Here is a 19,445-nt window from a genome sequence, read left to right as displayed (position 1 = left end):
GGGGGCCCCCAACCACCGGGGGGCCCCCCCCCTTGGGCTCCCCCCACCCCCGGCCCCCCCCACCCACCCCGGGCGGGGGGGGGCGGGGGGCCGGGGCGCGCGTCGCCTCCGTCAGCTCATCCCGCCAGGTGCCCGGTGTCGTTCCACAGCTCCGGCCACAGCCGCTCGCCGTCCGAACGCCACATGCTGGCTGAGCAGTTGCGCACCGGAGCCAGCTCGACCAGCCGCTCCTCGGTGAGCCGCTCCAGCACGTAGCGCAGCATCAGCACCACGTTGTCGTGTGCCACCAGCAGCACCGGCCGCCCGGCCTCCTCCGTGCACAGGTCGCGCAGGCAGCTGCGCACCCGCAACGCGACATCCGCCCAGCTCTCGCCGCCCGGCGGCCGGTAGTACAGCTCGCCCATCTTCCGCCGCCGGGCGGCCTCCTCCGGGTGCCGCTTCTCGATCGCCGCCGCCGTGAGCATCTCCAGGATCCCCAACTCCCGGTCGCGCAGCCGCTCGTCGTACCGGATCGGTGGCCCGGCCGGCAGCGCGCCCAGCCCGGCGGCCTGCGCGACGGCGATCCGGGCGGTCTCGGCCGTCCGGACGTACGGCGAGCACCAGACCGTCCGCGGCCGGTCGACGGACGGCAGCGCGGCCCACCAGTGCCCGAACGCCTGGGCCTGCGCCCGGCCGGTCATCGAGAGCGGTATGTCGGCGTCCCGGCAGGTGATCGGCACGCTCAGCGCGCCGGTCGCCTCGGCCAGCTGGAACTCCACGTTCGCGGTGCTCTCGCCGTGCCGGGTGGCGATCAGCACGGACGGCAGCGCGACCGGGCTGCTGTGCTGTCGGTGTCCGTTGAGGATGGTGCTCAGCTCTGGCATGGCCGTCTCTCCCCGTGTGCTCAGATGGTCTGGCGGCCGGTCCGGACGGATGCCCCTGCCTGGAGGCCGGGCGGCCGGGTGGCCGGGAGACCGGGGCCGGGCGCCGCGCGGGGCCGGCAGGGGTGCCCTGGTGAGGCGTCCTGGTACCTGCGCGGTGACCGGGCCCCTTGGATCTATGATCGCGCCGCCACTCCCCAGTGTTGATGGAGGTGACGGCGCGACCACAGGGCGCGCGCCGTGCCGCTTAGTGCGCTGCCACCGGCTGGGGCGCATCGGCAAGCTCGGGGTCGCCCGCCTCCGCGCTGTAGTCGGCCGGCGCGGTCTCGTCCACGCCCTCGGGCGTCCTGGCCGCCCGCAGCACCAGTGTGAGCACCACCGCGACCAGCAGGTTGAGCACGAACGCGGTCAGCCCGATGTAGCCGATCCGGCCGATCACCGGGACGGTCGCCGAGTTGCCGCCGAAGTGCCTGGTGGCGGGGGAGGAGATGCGGTACGCCTGCCAGGTCCCGTAGACCATGCCGACCGCCCAGCCCGCGAGCAGCGCCCAGCGGTGGAACCAGCGGGTGAAGAGCCCGGCGACGATCGCCACGAAGGTCTGCAGGATCCACAGGCCGCCGAGCAGCTGCAGGTTGACCGCGACCTGCTGGTCCATCCCGAGCACGAAGGCCAGCGCGCCCACCTTCACCAGCAGCGAGGCGGCCTTGGCGACCCTGGTCTCCTCGGCCGGGGTCGCCTGCGGCCGGATGAACTCCTTGTACACGTTGCGGGTGAACAGGTTGGCGGCGGCGATCGACATGATCGCGGCCGGCACCAGCGCGCCGATCCCGATCGCCGCGAAGGCCACCCCGGTGAACCAGTCCGGGAAGAGCTTCGCGAACAGCTCGGGCACCGCCAGCTGCGAGTTGTAGCCCTTCACGCCCTTGCCGACGCCGGCCGCGATGGCCAGGAAGCCGAGCAGCGCGAGCAGTCCGAGCATCAGCGAGTAGGCCGGCAGGATCGCCATGTTCCGGCGCACGGTGGTGCGCGACCTGGCGGCCAGCACCCCGGTCACGGTGTGCGGGTACATGAAGAGCGCGAGCGCCGAGCCGAGCGCCAGCGTCGCGTACGCGAACTGCGCCTTCGGCCCGCTCACCATGGCGCCCACCGGCTGGTGGGTGGCCGGGTTGATCGTGCCGAACTTCTGCGCCGCGCTGTCGAAGATGTGCCCGTAGCCGCCGAGCCGCATCGGTAGGTAGATCACCGCGACGATGATCACCACATAGACCAGGATGTCCTTGACGAAGGCGATCAGCGCCGGGGCCCGCAGCCCGGACGAGTAGGTGTAGGCGGCCAGCACCGCGAAGGCCAGGAAGAGCGGCAGGTCCTTGACGAACCAGTTGGCGTGCGCCCCGCCGCCGATCCCCAGGGTGTCCAGCACCGCCTGGATACCGACCAGTTGCAGCGCGATGTAGGGCATGGTGGCGAGGATCCCGGTCAGCGCGACCGCCAGCGAGAGCGCCCGCGAGCCGTACCGCCCGCGCACGAAGTCGGCCGGGGTGACGTACCCGCGCACCCGGGCCACCGACCAGAGCCGGGGCAGGAAGACGAAGACCAGCGGGTAGGCGATGATCGTGTACGGCACCGCGAAGAAGCCCGCCGCGCCGGTCGCGTAGACCGCGGCGGGGATGGCCACGAAGGTGTACGCGGTGTACATGTCGCCGCCGAGCAGGAACCAGGTGATCCAGGTCCCGAAGCTGCGGCCGCCCAGGCCCCACTCGTCCAGGTGCAGCGCGTTCTCCGCCCGGCGCCAGCGCGAGGCGAGGAAGCCCAGCACGGTGACCAGTAAGAAGAACAGGACGAAGACCACCAGGGCGACCGTGTTGACGCCGTGCCTCATCGCGACCCACCGTCCTGAGCGGCCCGGGCCGCCTTCGCCGCCCGGCGCCGCTTCTCGTCCCGGCTGACCATCAGGTAGGCGGTGGTGGTGAAGACGGCGGACACCGGGATCCAGAGGATCTGGTACCAGTAGAAGAACGGCACCCCGAGCAGTCTCGGCGTGAGCCGGGCGTACGAGGACACCCAGAGCAGCGCGACGACCGGGACGGCCAGGCTGACCCCGGCGACCACCCGGGCCGGGGTCAGCGCCGGCAGCGCGTCCGGTGGTGCCTGCGGGGCGATCGGATCGATGGACATGGGCGACTCCGGCGAGGCGAGGGATCCCCAGCAGTGCCGCAGCGCAAAGGGGTCACCCCGTACGCCCGCCGAGCAGCGACTGTGGTGATCGGCTTGGACTGCACGGAATGTAGGGCACCGAACGGTCCGCTGTCACCACACTTCTCACGCCGTCTCAGTTCACGAACCGCCGACCGGCCCGCCGCACGCCCCGCGCGACCCGGCCGCGCCCCCCACGACAGGGCGCTCAGCTGGGCCGTTGCAGCCGGGTGATGAACTTGTAGCGGTCCCCGCGGTAGATCGACCGCACCCACTCCACCGGCGCCCCCTCGGCGTCGAAGGAGTGCCGGGACAGCTGCAGCATCGGCAGCCCCACGTCCGACCCGAGCAGTCCGGCCTCGCGCGGGTTGGCCAGCGTGGTCTCGATGGTCTCCTCGGCCTCCGCGACCACCACGTCGTACACCTCGCGCAGCGCGGTGTAGAGCGAGTCGTGCTTGACCAGGTTGCGGCGCAGCGCCGGGAACCGCTTGGCCGACAGGTGCGCCACCTCGATCGCCATCGGGTCGCCGTTGGCCAGCCGGAGCCGCTCGATCCGCAGCACCCGCCCGCCGGGCTTGATGTCCAGCAGCGGCGCGAGCCGGTCGTCGGCCGTCACGTAGCCGATCTCGATCAGCCGCGAGGTGGGCTCCAGGCCCTGCGCGCGCATGTCCTCGGTGTAGGAGGTGAGCTGGAGGGCCTGGGCGACCTTGGGCTTGGCGACGAAGGTGCCCTTGCCCTGGATCCGCTCCAGCCGGCCCTCGACCACCAGCTCCTGCAGCGCCTGCCGGACGGTGGTGCGCGAGGTGTCGAACTGCGCCGCCAGCGCGCGCTCCGGCGGGACCGGGGTGCCGGCCGGCTGGGTCTCGGTGAGCTGGAGCAGGTGTCGCTTCAGTCCGTAGTACTTCGGCACCCGCGCGCCGGCCGGCTCGCCGGTCGCGCCGGACTGCACGGGCGGCTCGCCCGCCTGGGGGTGGTTCGCCCGAAGCGGGGCCGTGGTGCCCCCGTCGCTGCTCATGGGCCGCTTCTCCGCTCCTCGTGGGTCCTCACCGGCCCCACTACCGTGTCAACGGCACACATCGTTGCACGTATGCCCGTGGCTCGGGCACCAGGTCGCGGGATGACGGACGGCTTCTCATCCGGCGGCAACGACCTTCTCATCCGATGACGAGCGGCCGATCACCCGATGTCGCGAACCCGATCACACGATGAACGATGAGCGGTGTCGGCTTGGTAACGGCTCGTCCGGATCGCGCGCCGGCCCGTTGACACCTCCATTGGTCTAGGCCAAGCTCCAGGCATCTGGTCTACACCACTGCAGACCAGCCATGAAACCCCAGCCCATCTCACGGGTTCGCGACTCCGCTCTCCGCCGATCTGCGGCGGTACGTCGCCGGCCGCCGATGGGGGGCACCCGGGCATCCCTCAGGAGGATGGCGTGAAGCGTCAGCTCATCGCGGCGGTCGGCGTCGCGACAATGGTCGTCGGCGTGGCGGCGTGCGGTTCGTCCGGCGGAGGCAAGGACGCCGCCGGCAACTACAACGGCAAGACGGTGACCATGTGGCTCATGTCCGGCTCGGCCCCGCAGGCCTGGCAGGACGGGGTCAAGGCTGACTTCGAGTCGCAGTACCCGGGCGCCAAGCTGAACATCCAGATCCAGCAGTGGGACGGCATCGGCCAGAAGGTGACCACCGCGCTCTCCGAGGGCTCGGTCGACGTCCTGGAGGTCGGCAACACCCAGACGGCCGGCTACGCCGCCACCGGCGGCCTGCTCGACCTCACCTCCGACAAGGCGGACCTGGGCGGCAACGACTGGCCGGCCAACCTGAACGCCTCCTCGGTGCTGGACGGCAAGCAGTACGCCGCGCCGTGGTACTTCACCAACCGCGTGGTCATCTACAACAAGGCGCTGTGGACCAAGGCCGGCATCACCGCCCCGCCGGCCACCCTGGACGAGTTCTACTCCGACCTGGACAAGCTCAAGCAGTCCGGCGTCGCCAACCCGATCTACCTGCCCGGCCAGGAGTGGTACACCTACTTCGGCCTGATCGCCGGCGACGGCGGCCAGATCGCCAAGCAGGACGGCGGCAAGTGGGTCGGCAACCTGGAGTCCCCGGAGGCCGAACAGGCCTTCCAGACCTACCAGAAGCTGCAGAGCTACTCGACCGCGCCGAAGGACAAGGACGAGGCCACCCCGCAGCAGAGCACGCTCTTCCCGCAGGGCACCATCGGCTCGATGATCGGCCTCGGCTGGGAGGCCCCGGCGCCCAAGGACATGCCGGCCGACAACGTGGGCTACTTCCCGATCCCGGGCCCGACCGCGGACAAGCCCTCCGGCGTCTTCCTCGGCGGCTCGAACCTGGCCGTCGCGCAGGACAGCAAGAACCTCGACCTGGCCAAGGGCCTGCTCAAGATCGCCCTCTCGGACAAGTACGAGGGCATGATGGCCTCCGCCGGCCTGATCCCGAACAAGCCCTCGCTGGACTCGCTGGCCAACACCCCGTTCGCGCAGGCCGCGTTGAAGGCCTCGGTGGTCGGTGCCACCACCCCGAACCTGCCGAACTGGGCGAACGTGGAGAACCCGCCGGCCCCGATCAAGGAGTTCATGACCGCTGTCCTCCAGGGTGCGGACTACGGCTCCACCGCCAAGCAGTACGACGGCCAGATCACCGCACTGCTGAACCAGAAGCAGTAGTACCGCGCGGCGCCGTCCACCGGTCCTCGGCCAGGGCCGGTGGCCGGCGCCGTCGTCCTGTCGTGGCCACTCGTCGGGCCAGGGTGTGAGGAAGAGAGAAGATGGCTGTGCATTCGGAGCGGGTGCAGACACGGTCCCCGGAACCCGGGCAGGCCACCACCCGGCCCGCCGACCCCGAGCCGAGCGGCCCCGGCGGCGGCAGAGCGGCCGCCGGCCCGAGCCTGCTGGCCAGGAGCGCGCCGTACCTGCTGCTGCTCCCGGCCACCCTGGCCACCCTGGCCCTGCTGGGCTGGCCGCTGCTGAAGACGGTGCTGCTCTCCTTCCAGAACCTGAACCGCCGCCAGCTGATCCTGCACCTGACCGAGTGGAACGGCTTCGACAACTACAAGCAGCTGCTGACCAGCGCGGACTTCTGGCACACCACCGGCCGCTCGATCGCCTTCACCCTGGTCAACGTGGTGCTGATCATGGCCGGCGGCACCCTGGTCGGCCTCCTGCTCAACCGGCTCGGCAGGAAGATGCGGCTCTTCCTGCAGGCCGGCCTGGTGCTGGCCTGGGCGATGCCGATCGTGGCCAGCACCACGGTCTTCACCTGGCTCTTCGACTCCCAGTACGGCGTGGTCAACTGGCTGCTGAACGAGCTGGGTTGGCACAGCATGGCGACCTACGACTGGTACAGCGGCCAGCTGTCCACCTTCTTCGTGATCGTGCTGCTGATCGTCTGGGGCTCGATCCCGTTCGTCGCCTTCAACATGTACGCGGGCCTGACCACGATCCCCGCCGAGCTCTACGAGGCCGCCCGGATGGACGGCGCCGGCCCGGTCAAGATCTTCACCTCGGTGGTCTTCCCCAGCCTGCGGCCGTTCTTCCTGAGCACGACCTTCCTCGAGGTCATCTGGGTGTTCAAGTGCTTCACCCAGGTCCTCGCCATCAACAACGGCGGCCCCCAGCGGCTCACCGAGACCCTGCCCGTCTACGCCTACATCGAGGGCAGCGGCAACCAGCACTACGGCGTGGGCTCGGCGATCGCCGTGCTGACCATCCTGATGCTGGCCGTGCTGATGGCGTACTACTTCCGGATCATTCTGAAGCAGGAGGACGAGCTGTGAGGCGCTCGCTCTTTGGACGCGGCTGGCCCAACGTCATCGCCGTCGTCCTGTTCGTCTTCTTCGCCTTCCCGGTCTACTGGATGGTGACCACGGCGTTCAAGCAGAACACCGACATCATCACCAGAACGCCGGTCTTCCTGCCGCTCGGCGGCACCCTGGCGCACTTCTCCCGGGCCACCGGCGCGCCGCAGTTCTGGGAGATGGTCGGCAACAGCTTCACGGCGACGCTGGGCGCGGTGCTGGCCTCGCTGCTGATCGCCACCCTGGCCTCGTTCGCGATCGCCCGGATGCGGTTCCGCGGCCGCAAGGCCTTCGTGCTGGTGGTCATGCTGGCCCAGATGGCGCCCTGGGAGGTCATGACGATCTCCGTCTACATGATCGTCCGGGACGACTCCATGCTGAACAGCCTGGTGCCGCTCACGCTCTTCTACATGATGATGGTGCTGCCCTTCACGATCTGGACGCTGCGCGGCTTCATCGCCGCGGTGCCCAAGGAACTGGAGGAGTCGGCGATGGTGGACGGCTGCACCCGCGCCCAGGCCTTCGTGAAGGTGGTCTTCCCACTGCTCGCGCCGGGCCTGATGGCCACCTCGCTGTTCGGCTTCATCACCGCGTGGAACGAGCTGCCGCTGGTGCTGATCCTCAACAAGGCCACCGGCCCGGGCACCGCGCAGACCCTGCCGCTCTGGCTGACCTCGTTCCAGAGCACCTTCGGCGACGACTGGGGCGCCACCATGGCCGCCTCCACCATGTTCGCCCTCCCGGTGCTGGTCATCTTCCTGTTCCTGCAGCGCAAGGCGGTCGGCGGGATGACCGCCGGCGCGGTGAAGGGCTGACTCGGTGAGCATTCTCGTCCCCAGCGTGCCGGACAGCGACCAGCTGCACCGCGACGCCCTGACCGTCCTCCAGCCCGGCTTCGAGGGCACCGCGCCGCCCGAGTGGGTCCGCCGCCACCTGGCGGCCGGCCTCGGCTCGGTCGCGCTCTTCGGCCGCAACGTCACCGACCCGGCCCAGCTGGCCGCGCTCACCGCCGCGCTGCGCCGGGAGAACCCGGACGTCCTGGTGGCGATCGACGAGGAGGGCGGCGACGTCACCCGACTGGAGGCCGGTTCCGGCTCCTCCTGGCCGGGCAACCTGGCGCTCGGCGCCATCGACGACCCGGCGCTCACCCGCGACGTCGCCCGCGAGCTCGGCCGGGCGCTGGCCGAGTGCGGCGTCAACTACAACTGGGCGCCCTCGGCCGACGTCAACTCCAACCCGGCCAACCCGGTCATCGGGGTCCGCTCGTTCGGCGCCGACCCGGAGCTGTGCGCCCGGCACACCGCCGCCTGGGTGGAGGGCCTGCAGTCGGTCGGCGTGGCCGCCTGCGCCAAGCACTTCCCCGGCCACGGCGACACCGCGGTGGACTCGCACCACGGCCTGCCGGTGGTGGACGTCGACGAGGACCTGCTGCGCTCGCGCGACCTGGTCCCGTTCCGGGCCGCCGTCGCGGCCGGGGCGAAGGCCGTGATGAGCGCGCACATCATGATCCCCGCGCTGGACCCGGTGCACCCGGCCACGCTCAGCCGGGCCGTGCTGTCCGGGCTGCTGCGGGCCCGGTCGGTCGACGGCGGCCTCGGCTACGACGGGCTGGTGGTCACCGACGGCATCGAGATGGGCGCCATCGCGGACACCTACGGCATCGCGGAGGGGACGGTGCTGGCGCTGGCCGCCGGCGCGGACGCGATCTGCGTCGGCGGCGGCCTGGCCGACGAGGAGACCGTGCTGCGACTGCGCGACGCGATCGTGGAGGCGGTCCGCGCCGGCCGGATCCCCGAGCAGCGGCTCGCCGACGCCGCCGGACGGGTCCGCGCGCTGGGCAGCTGGGCCCGGATCTCGGCCCAGGGCGCCGGCCCCGAGCCGGACCTGTCGATCGGCCTGCGGGCCGCCCGCCGGGCGCTGCGGGTGACCGCGGGGTCCGAGCCGTTCACGCCGGTCACCGACCGCCCGTACGTGGCCTCGTTCTCCCCGGTGGCGAACATCGCGGTGGGCGACGAGACGCCCTGGGGGGTGGCGGGCATGCTGGCCGCCCGTTTCCCGGGCACCCGAGCGGAGAGCATCGGCCCGCGGGACGCCGTGCCGGAGCGGCTGGACGCGCTGGTGGCGCGGGTGCTGGCCGGCGCCGAGGGCCGCAGCCTGGTCCTGGTGGTGCGCGACACCCACCGGCACCCGTGGATGGCGGCGGCGCTGCGGCTGCTGCTGGCGGCCCGGCCGGACGGCCTGGTGGTCGAGATGGGCGTGCCGCAGGCGGCCCCGGCCGGCGCCCTGCACGTCGCCACCCACGGCGCCGCCCGGGTCTGCGGGCTGGCCGCCGTCGAGGTGCTCACCGGGCAGCCGACCGCGCGGAGTTGAGCGTCGTCCGGGCCGGGGTGCCCCGGCCCGGGGGCGACCGTAGCATCGGCGGTGGGATCCCGCCGCCCGTCCGGAACCAGCCAGCTCACCGGAGGCCCGCCAGATGTCCGACCAGCAGCTCCACGTCCCCGGCCGGATCATGGCGGCGGAGATGGCCGAGCAGCCGACCGTGCTGCGCCGGATCCTCGACGAGGGGGCGCCGCGGATCCGCGCCGTCGCCGCCGCGATCGCCGCTCGCGGCCCGCGGTTCGTGCTGCTGACCGCGCGCGGCACCTCCGACAACGCGGCGCTCTACGCCAAGTACCTGGTCGAGGTCCTGCTCGGCCGGCCGGCCGGGCTCACCTCGATGTCCACCACCACCGCGTACGGCGCCAGGCCGGACCTGCGGGACGTGCTGGTGATCACGGTCAGCCAGTCCGGTGGCTCACCCGACCTGGTGGCCTCCACCAAGGCCGCCCGGGAGGCCGGTGCGATCACCCTGGCGGTGACCAACAACGCCGACTCGCCGTTGGCCGAGGTCTCCGAGCACCACGTCGACGTGCTGGCGGGCCCGGAGAAGGCACTGCCCGCCACCAAGACCTACACCGCCGAGCTGCTCGCGCTCTACCTGCTGGTCGAGGGCCTGCGCGGGGGCGGGACCGCGCAGGCCCGGGGGCTGCCGGAGCTGGCCGCGCGGGTGCTGGACCGGCAGCTTGAGGTGCGGGCGCTGGCCGAGCGCTACCGGTTCGCCCAGCGGCTGGTGATCACCTCGCGCGGCTACGGCTACCCGACCGCCCGCGAGGCCGCGCTGAAGCTGATGGAGACCAGCTACGTCCCGGCCATCCCGTTCTCCGGTGCCGACCTGCTGCACGGGCCGCTGGCCATGGTGGACAACGTCTCCCCGGTGATCGCGATCGTGCCGGACGGCAAGGGCGGCGAGGCGCTGCAACCGGTGTTGGACCGGTTGCGCGGTCGGGGCGCGGACCTCGTGGTGGTCGGCCAGCAGGACCAGGTGGACGCCGCCTCGGCGGGGTTCGTACTGCCGCCCGGGGTGCCCGAGGAGGTGCAGCCGATCCTGGAGATCCTGCCGCTGCAGCGGCTGGCCTACGAGGTCACCATCGCCCGCGGCCAGGACCCGGACGCCCCGCGCGCGCTGGCCAAGGTCACCGAGACCCACTGACCACGGCCCACCGAGCCGGGAGAGCACTACGGGCCACGGCGCCGACGCAGGACCCTCAACCTGCGCGGCACCGCAGCCCGGAGCTGTCGTCGGACGCCGGGCCCCACAGACCCTGCGTGCACCGGGACTGTGCGGTGTCCCGGTGCGACGGCGTCCGACCGAGGAGGGACCGTACGGGGTCAGGGCAGCTGCGCGGGTACCACTCCTTGGTGCCCTTCCATTGTGGACTAGACCAATCCGGGTTGTCCAGGAGCCTCCGGAACCGGTCTGGACAACTTGCGGGCACCCCGGCCGCCCGCCGCGCTCCCGCCCGCCCGGTTACGCTCGCCCTGTGCCCTCGCTGAACGAACTCGTCCGCCGCCACACCACCCTCACCGGTGCCGACGTGGAGTGGCTCCACCTGCTGGTCTCGGAGTGGCAGCTGCTCTCCGACCTCTCCTTCGCCGACCTGGTGCTGTGGATCCCCACCTGGGACGGCATCCGCTACGTCTCGGTCGCCCAGATGCGCCCCAACACCGGGCCCACCTCCTACCAGGACGACATGGTCGGTCACCTGGTCCCGCGTGGTCGCCGGCCGCTGCTGGACGCCGCCTTCGACGAGGGGCGGATCGTCCGGGAGGGCGACCCGGAGTGGCGCGAGGAGGTGCCGGTCCGGGTGGAGTCCATCCCGGTCCGCCGCGAGGGCCGGGTACTCGGCGTGATCGCCCGCAACACCAACCTGCTCACCGTGCGCACCCCCAGCCGGCTCGAGCTCACCTACCTGCAGAGCGCCTCCGACCTGGCCCAGATGATCGCCGCAGGAACGTTTCCCTACCCGGGCGAGCAGGTGGACATGGACGCCGCGCCGCGGGTGGGTGACGGCCTGATCCGGCTGGACGCCGACGGCATCGTCACCTACGCCAGCCCCAACGCGCTCTCCGCCTACCACCGCCTGGGCCTCACCACGGATCTGTTGGGTGGTCATCTCGGCCGCACCACGGCCGAGTTGGTGCCGCCGTCGCGCGGTCCGGTGCACGAGGCGCTGGTGAAGCTGGCGAGCGGGTGGGCGCCCCGGCAGACCGAGGCGGAGGCCCAGGGCGGCGTGGTGTCGCTGCGTGCCATCCCGCTCAAGCCCAAGGGGGTGCACACCGGTTCACTGGTGCTGGTCCGCGACGTCACCGAACTCCGACGCCGCGACCGCGAGCTGATGACCAAGGACGCCACCATCCGGGAGATCCACCACCGGGTGAAGAACAACCTGCAGACGGTGGCCGCGCTGCTGCGCCTGCAGTCCCGCCGGATGGACTCCGACGCGGGCCGGCTCGCGCTGGACGAGGCGGTCCGCCGGGTCGGCTCGATCGCGATCGTGCACGAGACCCTCTCGCAGACCCTGGACGAGCAGGTCGCCTTCGACGAGATCGCCGACCGGGTGCTGGCGATGGTGATGGAGCTGTCCCAGGACGGCCAGGTGGCCACCCGGCGCAGCGGCAGCTTCGGCATCCTGCCGGCCGAGGTGGCCACCCCGCTGGCGATGATCCTCACCGAGCTGCTGCAGAACGCCCTGGAGCACGCCTTCGGCCCCAAGGCCGCCGGCGCACTGGAGGTCAGCGCGCTGCGCGGTCGTGCGCCGGCCAGCGGCACCGGCTGGTCGGAGAGTTGGAACGGCGGTGCCCGCCCGGCCGAGTACCTGCTGATCACCGTGCAGGACAACGGTCGGGGGATGCCCGAGGGCTTCGACCCGCAGCAGGCCGGCAACCTCGGGCTGCAGATCGTCCGGACGCTGGCCACCGGGGAGTTGGGCGGCAGCTTCGACATGGTCGCGGCGCCCGGCGGTGGCACCAAGGTGGTGCTGGAGATCCCAGTCCCCTGAACGCCCTTGCGGCACGGGCCGGTTGGGGCAAAGAAACGAGGCCCCGCCGACCGGGGGGGGTGGGTCGGCAGGGCCTCTCAACCCGTTCCGGCCGTCGGGGGGAGTCGGTCGGAACGGGGGCTCTTTGGGTGGTGCGGCACTGTCGGTCGACAGCGGTCACCGGTGGTTCGCTCGCCCCGTCGTGTTGCGTACGGTGAGCGTCCCAGGTCCACAGTATTGCTCTGCGTGAACAGTAGCAAGTGTCCGGACCGAGCTGTGCCACGGACCGCACCGGAGCGCGGCCTGATCCTGCGGAAGGCTTCGACGGACGTGCGGCCGAAGCCCTTGATCATGTGTTGATCGGTACTGCGAGCGGTCGGTGTCGCGTCGGATCCGACGGGTCGACCGGGTGCTGCGGAGAACTGCGATCGTGCGGTGCGCGGGACTCGCTCAGGCGGTGCGGGCGCGGTTGCGGGCGGCGCGACGCTTCATCGCACGACGCTCGTCCTCGCTCATGCCACCCCAGACGCCGGCGTCCTGGCCGGTCTCCAGGGCCCACTGCAGACACTGCTCCATGACGGGACAGCGGCGGCACACGGCCTTGGCTTCCTCGATCTGCAGCAGCGCAGGACCGGTGTTCCCGATCGGGAAGAACAGCTCCGGGTCCTCTTCGCGGCAGACAGCGCGGTGGCGCCAGTCCATGGTCGTCCAACTCCTCCTGCCGGCGGGGGTTGCCCGGTCGGCACTATCGATGGCTTGTGAATGTGAACGCTTTCACGAATCCCACAACGGCAAAAGGGACCAAAGGCCTCTACGGCCTGGCGGTCTGTGCTGAGGGGGGTTCGGGCGATTCCTGAGGGGTCCCAGCGGGATGCTCAGTGGGGATGCTTCGCGGTGTCCCGCTGCGAGGCGTCCCGATCGCCATGTAGAGGTTCGCAAACCTCGAGCCCGGATACAACCCCCTTCGAGGAGGAATTTTTGATTCTTCGGTGTCGCCTAGCTCACAGCCCGTACTTCTATGGAGTGAAGGGGGCTAGCACGTTCGAGAACAAGGGGGGAACCCCCTTTTGGTCACACAATCACACGCAGTGCCCGTCGAACGCCTGTGAAACTGACGCGACTGCGGTCTCCAAGATGGTCCCCGTCGACCTGAAACGGCACGGGTTCCTGTGAAACCAAGGTGAAGTGCCTGACGTCGTGATAGGAGACGACGTGCTTCCCGACCGGCCCCGCGGGAGTGCCGGATTGTTCCGAAGGAGTGTGCGACCGCAGGATCTGACGGACCGTACGAGCGGTTCCGAACGCCGTCATTCGAGTGATACCGAAGACGTCCAGATCTGTTTCGAAGGAAGCGGCGGGAGAGGGCAGCACAGGCCGGTTTCCGAGAAAGGTCCACGGCGAGGTGTTGGACACTATGGTCATCACCAGCCCGGAGTCGGGCGCCCGGCCCGGCAACTCCAGCGTCACCGGCCCGGACTTGCGGTGTTCACGCTCGGTGACGTAGTGCCGGAGCGCTTCGCGGACGTACAGCGCGTGCGTCGACCGTCGCCCGGCCCGGCGCTGTTCCTCCACCCGGCCGACCACGCCGGCGTCGAAGCCGAGCCCCGCGGTGAAGGTGAACCAGCGGTCCGGCAGCCCCTCCGTCATCGCCTTGCCGAGCGAGATCGCCCGCTCGCGACGGTTCTCGATGGCGTCCAGCAGCACCCCGGTGGCCTCCACCGGGTGGTTCGGCAGGCCGAGCGCGCGGGCGAAGACGTTGGTGCTGCCACCGGGCACGATGGCCAGGCGCGGCACCCGTTCGGCGGGGCCGTTGGCGAGCAGCCCGTTGACGACCTCGTTGACCGTGCCGTCACCGCCGAGCGCCACCACCAGGTCCACCGTGCCGTCGGTGGCCGCCTCGCGGGCCAGGTCCCGGGCGTGACCGCGGTACTCGGTGACCGCGACCTCCAGCTTGAGGTCGCTGCGCAGCGCGTGGGTCAGCACGTCCCGGGTGCGGCCACTGGTGGTGGTGGCCTTCGGGTTCACGACCAGGAGCGCGCGCATGAGGTTCAGCCTACGGCCCGGCGCCCGGACGGTGGCGGCTACCCTGCTGGGGTGAGTGCAGAAACCTCCCCCACCGCCCGGCCCGTCCAACTGCTCGTCGCCGCCGCGCTGACCAGCGCCGAGGGCGCCGCACTGGCTGGTTGGGGCCTCTACATGCTGGCCGCCGGGCTGGTCGAGAGCACCCGGAACCAGGGGCTCAACGAGTTCGGCGGCTTCGTGATCCTGCTGATGGGCCTGCTGCCGCTGCTCGCGGCGCGCGCGCTGCTGAAGCTGCGCCGCTGGGGCCGCAGCCCGGCCGTGATGACCCAGACGCTCTGCCTGCCGGTGGCCTACTTCATGTGGCAGACCGGTGGCCTGATGGCCGGCCTGGGCGCGCTGGTCGGCGTGGCCGGGGTCGCCGGGCTGTTCACGCTGCTGACCCCGACGGTCACCGAGGCGCTCTACCGGCCGGAGGGCTGAGCCCGCGGCCGGCCGCGGTCCGGCCGGCCGCGACTACTCCTCGACCAGCAGCTTGTCGCGCAGCTGGGCGAGGGTCCGGGCGAGCAGCCGGGAGACGTGCATCTGGGAGATGCCGACCTCGGCCGCGATCTGCGACTGGGTCATGTTCCGGAAGAACCGCAGCACCAGGATCTTCTGCTCGCGCTGCGGGAGTTGGGCCAGCAACGGCTTGAGCGACTCGCGGTACTCGACGCCCTCCAGCGCCTCGTCGGTGGCGCCCAGGGTGTCCGCCACCGCCGGCGACTCGTCGTCGCTGTCCGGCACGTCCAGCGAGAGCGTGCTGTAGGCGTTGGCGGACTCCAGGCCCTCCAGCACGTCCTCCTCGGAGATCCCGAGGTGCTCGGCCAGCTCGTGCACCGTGGGGGAGCGGCCGTGCCGCTGGGAGAGCTCGCTGGTCGCGGTGGTCAGCGAGAGCCGCAGCTCCTGCAGCCGGCGCGGCACCCGGACCGCCCAGCCCTTGTCCCGGAAGTGCCGCTTGATCTCGCCGACGATGGTCGGCGTGGCGTAGGTGGAGAACTCGACGCCGCGCTCGTGGTCGAACCGGTCCACCGACTTGATCAGGCCGATGGTGGCGACCTGGGTCAGGTCGTCCAGCGGCTCTCCGCGGTTGCGGAACCGCCGGGCCAGGTGTTCGACCAGCGGGATGTGCATCCGGACCAGCTGGTTGCGCAGCTCGACCCGCTCGGGTGAGCCCTCCGGCAGTGCGGAGAGCTGGATGAACAGTGCCCGGGCGGCCTCCCGGTCCGGGGCGCCGGTGCGGTGGTGCGCGCTGCTCTGGGCGGGTACCGCGGCCCGGAGGGCGTCGCCCTGGTCCGTGCCGGGGGCCTGGTCGGCCTCCGGCAGGCCGGCCGGGCCCTGGTCCGGCAGCGGGGCTGCCGTCGGCTCCGGCGTCGGGTCGGTCGGCTGACTCATCCGGTGGGCGTCCTTCGGGTGCGCGTCGTCATGGGAGGCGGCCCGTGGGGCGGGTCCACCCGGCTGAGCCGGAACGGTACGGCTTCCGGCCGCCGATCCGTGCGCGGCGCGGGCGCCCGCGGGCAGGTCGCCGGTGGGCAGGTCACTAGCGGGCAGCTCGCCCATGGGCAGGCCGTCGGCGGGCCAGGGCCCGGCGGCTGCAGTGCGATCCAGATCACTCACGGCGATCCCCCGTTCCGTTCCGGGAGCACCCGGACCGCCGTCGCGGCCGGGCCATCACATTGGTTGTACCGCGACCTGCCCCCTGAACGGGAGCGACCGGGCCCCGGACGCCGTCGTGGCGTGGCAGGGGCCGGTCGCCGGTGCGGGTTCGCGCCGGGCCGGCCGCGGGGGACGGCCCGGCGCGCGGTCTCATGGTTGGCCGATCGTCCCGCCGCGCTTCTTGTGCAGGCTGATGCTGACCGTGCGGTCCTCGCCGACCGAGGAGTCCACCTCGCCGGCCAGTGCGGAGAGCACCGTCCAGGCGAAGGTGTCCCGCTCGGGCGCCCGGCCGTCCGTGGTGGGGGCCGAGACGGTCACCCGGAGGGCGTCGCCGACCAGCCGGAACTCGCAGGACAGCACGGATCCGGGCACCGCCTGCTGGAGCAGGATGGCGCAGGCCTCGTCCACCGCGATCCGCAGGTCCTCGATCTCGTCGAGGGTGAAGTCCAGCCGGGCCGCGAGCCCGGCCGTGGCCGTCCGCAGGACCGAGAGGTAGGCCCCCTGCGCGGGCAGTCGGACCTCCACGAAGTCCCTGGCGGACTGCTCCTCGGGATCGCCGTCGATCTGGGACACCCTCACCTCCTGGGTGACGCACTGTGCTTGTGACCCCGGGGCCGCGGCACGTTCTGTTGCTTGGCTCAACTGCTTCGCCCCAACTGTCTTGAGGGGTGGTGCGGTACGTACCGGTTCCTACCCGGTCGGGAGGGTCCGGACGCAAGCCGTCGGCCGAGACGTTACCGCGATCGGTGGACGGCTGTCGCGGCCCTGGACGGGCCGGGGGTGACTCATGGTAGGCCGCGCGGCGCAGCATCGGCAGGCCCTCGGCCACATTCTCACCCCGTGGCGCCACGGCTCAGCGGGTGCCGAGCCGCCGCAGGGCGTCCCCGGTCAGCCGGTAGGTGGTCCACTCGTCCATCGGTCGGGCGCCGAGCGACTCGTAGAAGCCGATCGAGGGCTCGTTCCAGTCCAGCACCGACCACTCGAAGCGCTGGTAGCCGCGCTCCACGGCGATCCCGGCCAGCTCGGTCAGCAGCGCCTTGCCGTGGCCGCCGCCGCGGGCCTTGGGGCGGACGTAGAGGTCCTCCAGGTAGATGCCGTGGGTGCCGTTCCAGGTGGAGAAGTTGCGGAACCAGAGGGCGAAGCCGACGGTCTCGCCGGTGCTGTCGTCCTCGGCGATCAGGCCGTGCACCGCGGGGTGCTCGCCGAAGAGCGCGGTGTGCAGCTGCTCCTCGGTGGCCCGCGCCTCGGAGAGCGCCTTCTCGTACTCCGCCAGCTCGCGGATCAGCCGGATGATGGTGGGGACGTCGTCGACGACGGCTTGCCGGATCATCCCTCGAGCGTACTGCGGCCGCCGACGACGGACGCCCCTCACTCGAACGAGTGAAGGGCGTCGGGCGTGGCCGGATCAGGCCTGCTTGGTCTCCCAGAAGATCTTGTCGATCTGGGCGATGTAGTCGAGCAGGGCCTGGCCGGTGGCCGGGTCGGTGGAGGCCTTGGCGGCCGAGGCGGCCTTCAGGGCCTCGTTGAAGAGCTGGTGCAGCTGCGGGTACTTCTCGAAGTGCGGGGCCTTGAAGTAGTCGCTCCACAGGACCGACAGGTGGTGCTTGACGGCCTCGGCGCGCTGCTCCTTGATGATGATGGCGCGGGCGCGGAAGTGGGCGTCCTCGTTGGCCTGGTACTTCTCCTGAGTGCCCTTCACGGACTCGGCCTCGATGCGGGCCTGGGCGGGGTCGTAGACACCGCAGGGCAGGTCGCAGTGGGCGTGCGCGGTGGCTCGCGGAGCAAACAGACGAGAGAACATGGGAGTCCTTCCTGGTGATCGTCTTCCCGCGCCCGAGACTACCCCGCCGATGCCTCAGATTCGTGGCCGGGACCGGTACCTAGGGCAAAAGGCGGAGTCGGAACCGGGTGATATCGGACGCGCGTTCACCATGCGCGATGCTTGACCCCGACGGGCGGTGCGACCAGGAGGTGGGCGCCATGGCGGTGTGGCGGAGACGGGGCACGGACGACGGCGCGGGTGCGGCTGCGGAGCCGGAGGAACGCGCCGGTGGCGGGCTGCTGCCGTTCGGGCTGATCGACGTGGCCGGACCCTCGATGGTCCCCACGCTGCTCCACGGCGACCAGGTGGTGGTCCGCTACGGTGCCCGGCTGCGGCCCGGTGCGGTGGTGCTGGTCCGGCATCCGCTGCGGCAGGACCTGCTGGTGGTCAAGCGGGCCGTCGAGCGGCGGGCTGGTGGCTGGTGGCTGCTGTCGGACAATCCGTTCCTGGGCAACGACAGCCGGGAGTACGGCGCGGTGCCGGCGGAGCTGGTGCTCGGCCGGGTGCTGCTGCGGCTGCGGCCGAGCCCGGTCTGGCTGGCGCCGGCCGGCTGGCTGGAGCGGCTGCTCTGCCACTGGCCGCTGGCCAAGGTGCCGGGGCTGGCCGCCCGGCTGGGGGTGTTCCGGGGGCTCAGCGCGGAGCTGTAGCCGGGCTGCCGGCCGCCGCCGCGGCCGCCTCCTGGCGCTTGCGGGCCCGGTAGGCGGCCACGTTCGCCCGGGTGGCACAGCGGTCCGAGCAGTAGCGCCGGGAGCGGTTGGTGGAGGTGTCCAGGTAGGCGTTGCGGCAGGGCGCGGCCTGGCAGATGCCGAGTCGGTCGGCGCCCAGCTCGGTGAGGTGGATGGCCAGGCCCATGCAGGCCACCGCGGTGAAGTTGGCGGTGGCGGTCGGCGCGTTGTCGGCCAGGTGCAGGTGCCAGCGGGGTCGGCCGCTCTCGTCGAGGTAGTCGTGGCCGGAGACCAGCGGGCTGACCGGGTACTCCACCAGCAGGCTGTTGAGCAGGTCCACCGCGCGGACCTGCTCGCCCTGCGCGGCGGCCTCGAAGACCGCCCGCAGCCGGGTCCGCACCGCGCGCAGCCGGGGCAGGTCGGTCTCGTCGGCCAGTCGGGCGCCGCGCGAGGTGGGGCTGCCGAACAGGGCGCGCACCGACTCGGCGGAGACCAGCGTGTCGGTGCCGCGGTCCGGCTCCTCGCTGTTCACCAGCCGGACGGCGTAGTCGGCGTACGAGGCGAGCTCCACGGCGGTCCTCCGGGGGCGGTAACGGGCAAGCTGCCTTCAGCCTATTACCTGGACCGGGGAAACACCCAGCGCCGGTGGTCCGGCCCGATCGTGCGGGGCGGACCACCGGCGGACCACCGGGTCAGAGGCCGCCGTTGATCGTGGCGTCCGGGACCGCGCCGCTGTCCACGTCCCACTTGGCGAGGATCCGGTCGTGGGGGTGCGCGGCGGTCGGCGAGGCCCTGCCGTAGGGGGCGGGAACCCGGATCCTGCCGTCCCGCTCTGCCGGGGCGGGCGCCGGGTGTGTCAGAATCTGCTATCGGGTGACCCCCGACACCGAACGCAGGCCGCCGGTTCGCGACAGATCCGGGGTGCACAGGACCGGAAGTCGACGACGCCGACTCCGTATCCGGGGCACCAACTCCTTCTCCCGCCTGCTGTTCACCCCTGCGCGTGCGTACC

General features: G+C 71.7%; 19 protein-coding genes. 8 read left to right on the top strand and 11 right to left on the bottom strand.

Annotated elements, in window-relative coordinates; all coding sequences use genetic code 11:
- Positions 1–116: 116 nt before the first annotated feature.
- From ACIGXM_RS07005 to ACIGXM_RS06990, 4 genes are all read right to left on the bottom strand, one after another.
- Positions 117–863 carry a histidine phosphatase family protein gene (locus ACIGXM_RS07005; RefSeq protein WP_396557686.1) on the bottom strand — a complete coding sequence of 249 codons (747 nt, stop codon included), beginning with the start codon at positions 861–863 and terminating at the stop codon, positions 117–119.
- A gap of 244 nt (positions 864–1,107) precedes the next feature.
- On the bottom strand, positions 1,108–2,739 hold the full coding sequence (mctP, locus tag ACIGXM_RS07000; RefSeq protein ID WP_396557684.1) for a monocarboxylate uptake permease MctP: 1,632 nt from the start codon (positions 2,737–2,739) through the stop codon (positions 1,108–1,110).
- Positions 2,736–3,035, bottom strand: a complete 300-nt coding sequence (locus ACIGXM_RS06995; RefSeq protein WP_396557682.1) for a DUF3311 domain-containing protein — start codon at positions 3,033–3,035, stop codon at positions 2,736–2,738. The genes mctP and ACIGXM_RS06995 overlap by 4 nt, the downstream gene beginning before the upstream one ends.
- Positions 3,036–3,261: 226 nt before the next feature.
- Positions 3,262–4,068 carry a GntR family transcriptional regulator gene (locus tag ACIGXM_RS06990; protein WP_396557680.1) on the bottom strand — a complete coding sequence of 269 codons (807 nt, stop codon included), beginning with the start codon at positions 4,066–4,068 and terminating at the stop codon, positions 3,262–3,264.
- Positions 4,069–4,488: 420 nt separating this feature from the next.
- Here ACIGXM_RS06990 and ACIGXM_RS06985 point away from each other — a divergent pair, with 420 nt between their 5' ends.
- The 6 genes from ACIGXM_RS06985 (at position 4,489) to ACIGXM_RS06960 (ending at position 12,253) form a co-directional block, all read left to right on the top strand.
- Positions 4,489–5,745 (top strand): extracellular solute-binding protein, encoded by a 1,257-nt coding sequence (locus ACIGXM_RS06985; protein ID WP_396557678.1) that lies wholly within the window; start codon positions 4,489–4,491, stop codon positions 5,743–5,745.
- Between the two features lie 101 nt (positions 5,746–5,846).
- Positions 5,847–6,854, top strand: coding sequence for a carbohydrate ABC transporter permease (locus ACIGXM_RS06980; RefSeq protein WP_396557676.1), 1,008 nt, complete (start codon positions 5,847–5,849; stop codon positions 6,852–6,854).
- Positions 6,851–7,690, top strand: coding sequence for a carbohydrate ABC transporter permease (locus tag ACIGXM_RS06975; RefSeq protein ID WP_396557674.1), 840 nt, complete (start codon positions 6,851–6,853; stop codon positions 7,688–7,690). The genes ACIGXM_RS06980 and ACIGXM_RS06975 overlap by 4 nt, the downstream gene beginning before the upstream one ends.
- 4 nt (positions 7,691–7,694) lie before the next feature.
- The gene (locus ACIGXM_RS06970) at positions 7,695–9,245 is read left to right on the top strand and encodes a glycoside hydrolase family 3 protein (RefSeq protein ID WP_396557672.1); all 1,551 of its coding nucleotides are present in this window, start codon (positions 7,695–7,697) and stop codon (positions 9,243–9,245) included.
- Positions 9,246–9,348: 103 nt separating this feature from the next.
- Positions 9,349–10,404, top strand: coding sequence for an SIS domain-containing protein (locus tag ACIGXM_RS06965; RefSeq protein ID WP_396557670.1), 1,056 nt, complete (start codon positions 9,349–9,351; stop codon positions 10,402–10,404).
- Positions 10,405–10,744: 340 nt separating this feature from the next.
- Entirely contained in the window at positions 10,745–12,253 is a 1,509-nt protein-coding gene (locus ACIGXM_RS06960) for a sensor histidine kinase (protein WP_396558341.1), read from the top strand.
- 429 nt (positions 12,254–12,682) lie between these two features.
- On the opposite strand, the gene ACIGXM_RS06955 is transcribed toward ACIGXM_RS06960, so the two are convergent.
- Together ACIGXM_RS06955 and ACIGXM_RS06950 are read right to left on the bottom strand one after the other, a co-directional pair.
- Positions 12,683–12,934, bottom strand: a complete 252-nt coding sequence (locus tag ACIGXM_RS06955; protein WP_014138019.1) for a WhiB family transcriptional regulator — start codon at positions 12,932–12,934, stop codon at positions 12,683–12,685.
- Positions 12,935–13,303: 369 nt separating this feature from the next.
- Positions 13,304–14,275: a diacylglycerol/lipid kinase family protein gene (locus ACIGXM_RS06950; protein WP_396557668.1), complete on the bottom strand. Its 972-nt coding sequence runs from the start codon at positions 14,273–14,275 to the stop codon at positions 13,304–13,306.
- Between the two features lie 51 nt (positions 14,276–14,326).
- On the opposite strand from ACIGXM_RS06950, the gene ACIGXM_RS06945 reads away from it, so the two are divergent.
- Complete coding sequence (locus ACIGXM_RS06945) at positions 14,327–14,734, top strand: hypothetical protein (RefSeq protein WP_396557666.1); 408 nt, start codon at positions 14,327–14,329, stop codon at positions 14,732–14,734.
- Positions 14,735–14,767: 33 nt separating this feature from the next.
- Here the strand turns inward: ACIGXM_RS06945 and ACIGXM_RS06940 are convergent, their stop codons facing one another.
- From ACIGXM_RS06940 to sodN, 4 genes are all read right to left on the bottom strand, one after another.
- Positions 14,768–15,685 (bottom strand): RNA polymerase sigma factor SigF, encoded by a 918-nt coding sequence (locus tag ACIGXM_RS06940; RefSeq protein ID WP_396558339.1) that lies wholly within the window; start codon positions 15,683–15,685, stop codon positions 14,768–14,770.
- Positions 15,686–16,096: 411 nt separating this feature from the next.
- Complete coding sequence (locus ACIGXM_RS06935) at positions 16,097–16,519, bottom strand: anti-sigma regulatory factor (protein ID WP_396557664.1); 423 nt, start codon at positions 16,517–16,519, stop codon at positions 16,097–16,099.
- 280 nt (positions 16,520–16,799) lie between these two features.
- A complete protein-coding gene (locus ACIGXM_RS06930; RefSeq protein WP_396557662.1) occupies positions 16,800–17,276 on the bottom strand; it encodes a GNAT family N-acetyltransferase in 477 nt (158 codons plus the stop codon).
- Positions 17,277–17,351: 75 nt separating this feature from the next.
- Complete coding sequence (gene sodN, locus ACIGXM_RS06925; RefSeq protein WP_396557660.1) at positions 17,352–17,747, bottom strand: superoxide dismutase, Ni; 396 nt, start codon at positions 17,745–17,747, stop codon at positions 17,352–17,354.
- 179 nt (positions 17,748–17,926) lie between these two features.
- Between sodN and sodX the strand changes: the two genes are divergently transcribed.
- On the top strand, positions 17,927–18,415 hold the full coding sequence (gene sodX / locus ACIGXM_RS06920; RefSeq protein WP_396558337.1) for a nickel-type superoxide dismutase maturation protease: 489 nt from the start codon (positions 17,927–17,929) through the stop codon (positions 18,413–18,415).
- On the opposite strand, the gene ACIGXM_RS06915 is transcribed toward sodX, so the two are convergent.
- Positions 18,399–19,004: a CGNR zinc finger domain-containing protein gene (locus ACIGXM_RS06915; protein ID WP_396557658.1), complete on the bottom strand. Its 606-nt coding sequence runs from the start codon at positions 19,002–19,004 to the stop codon at positions 18,399–18,401. The genes sodX and ACIGXM_RS06915 overlap by 17 nt on opposite strands.
- Positions 19,005–19,445: the final 441 nt, after the last annotated feature.

It is taken from the genome of Kitasatospora sp. NPDC052896 (assembly GCF_044547075.1).
In the GTDB taxonomy this organism is placed as follows: domain Bacteria; phylum Actinomycetota; class Actinomycetes; order Streptomycetales; family Streptomycetaceae; genus Kitasatospora.
This window is presented reverse-complemented; position numbering and strand designations above follow the sequence as displayed.

Bases quoted from the DNA above. Each gene is read 5' to 3' on its own strand.
- ACIGXM_RS06965 (WP_396557670.1), top strand. From the start codon at position 9,349: ATGTCCGACCAGCAGCTCCACGTCCCCGGCCGGATCATGGCGGCGGAG.
- sodX (WP_396558337.1), top strand. From the start codon at position 17,927: ATGGCGGTGTGGCGGAGACGGGGCACGGACGACGGCGCGGGTGCGGCT.
- sodN (WP_396557660.1), bottom strand. From the start codon at position 17,747: ATGTTCTCTCGTCTGTTTGCTCCGCGAGCCACCGCGCACGCCCACTGC.
- ACIGXM_RS06950 (WP_396557668.1), bottom strand. From the start codon at position 14,275: ATGCGCGCGCTCCTGGTCGTGAACCCGAAGGCCACCACCACCAGTGGC.
- ACIGXM_RS06940 (WP_396558339.1), bottom strand. From the start codon at position 15,685: ATGAGTCAGCCGACCGACCCGACGCCGGAGCCGACGGCAGCCCCGCTG.
- ACIGXM_RS06955 (WP_014138019.1), bottom strand. From the start codon at position 12,934: ATGGACTGGCGCCACCGCGCTGTCTGCCGCGAAGAGGACCCGGAGCTG.
- ACIGXM_RS06995 (WP_396557682.1), bottom strand. From the start codon at position 3,035: ATGTCCATCGATCCGATCGCCCCGCAGGCACCACCGGACGCGCTGCCG.
- ACIGXM_RS07005 (WP_396557686.1), bottom strand. From the start codon at position 863: ATGCCAGAGCTGAGCACCATCCTCAACGGACACCGACAGCACAGCAGC.
- ACIGXM_RS06930 (WP_396557662.1), bottom strand. From the start codon at position 17,276: ATGATCCGGCAAGCCGTCGTCGACGACGTCCCCACCATCATCCGGCTG.
- ACIGXM_RS06980 (WP_396557676.1), top strand. From the start codon at position 5,847: ATGGCTGTGCATTCGGAGCGGGTGCAGACACGGTCCCCGGAACCCGGG.
- mctP (WP_396557684.1), bottom strand. From the start codon at position 2,739: ATGAGGCACGGCGTCAACACGGTCGCCCTGGTGGTCTTCGTCCTGTTC.
- ACIGXM_RS06990 (WP_396557680.1), bottom strand. From the start codon at position 4,068: ATGAGCAGCGACGGGGGCACCACGGCCCCGCTTCGGGCGAACCACCCC.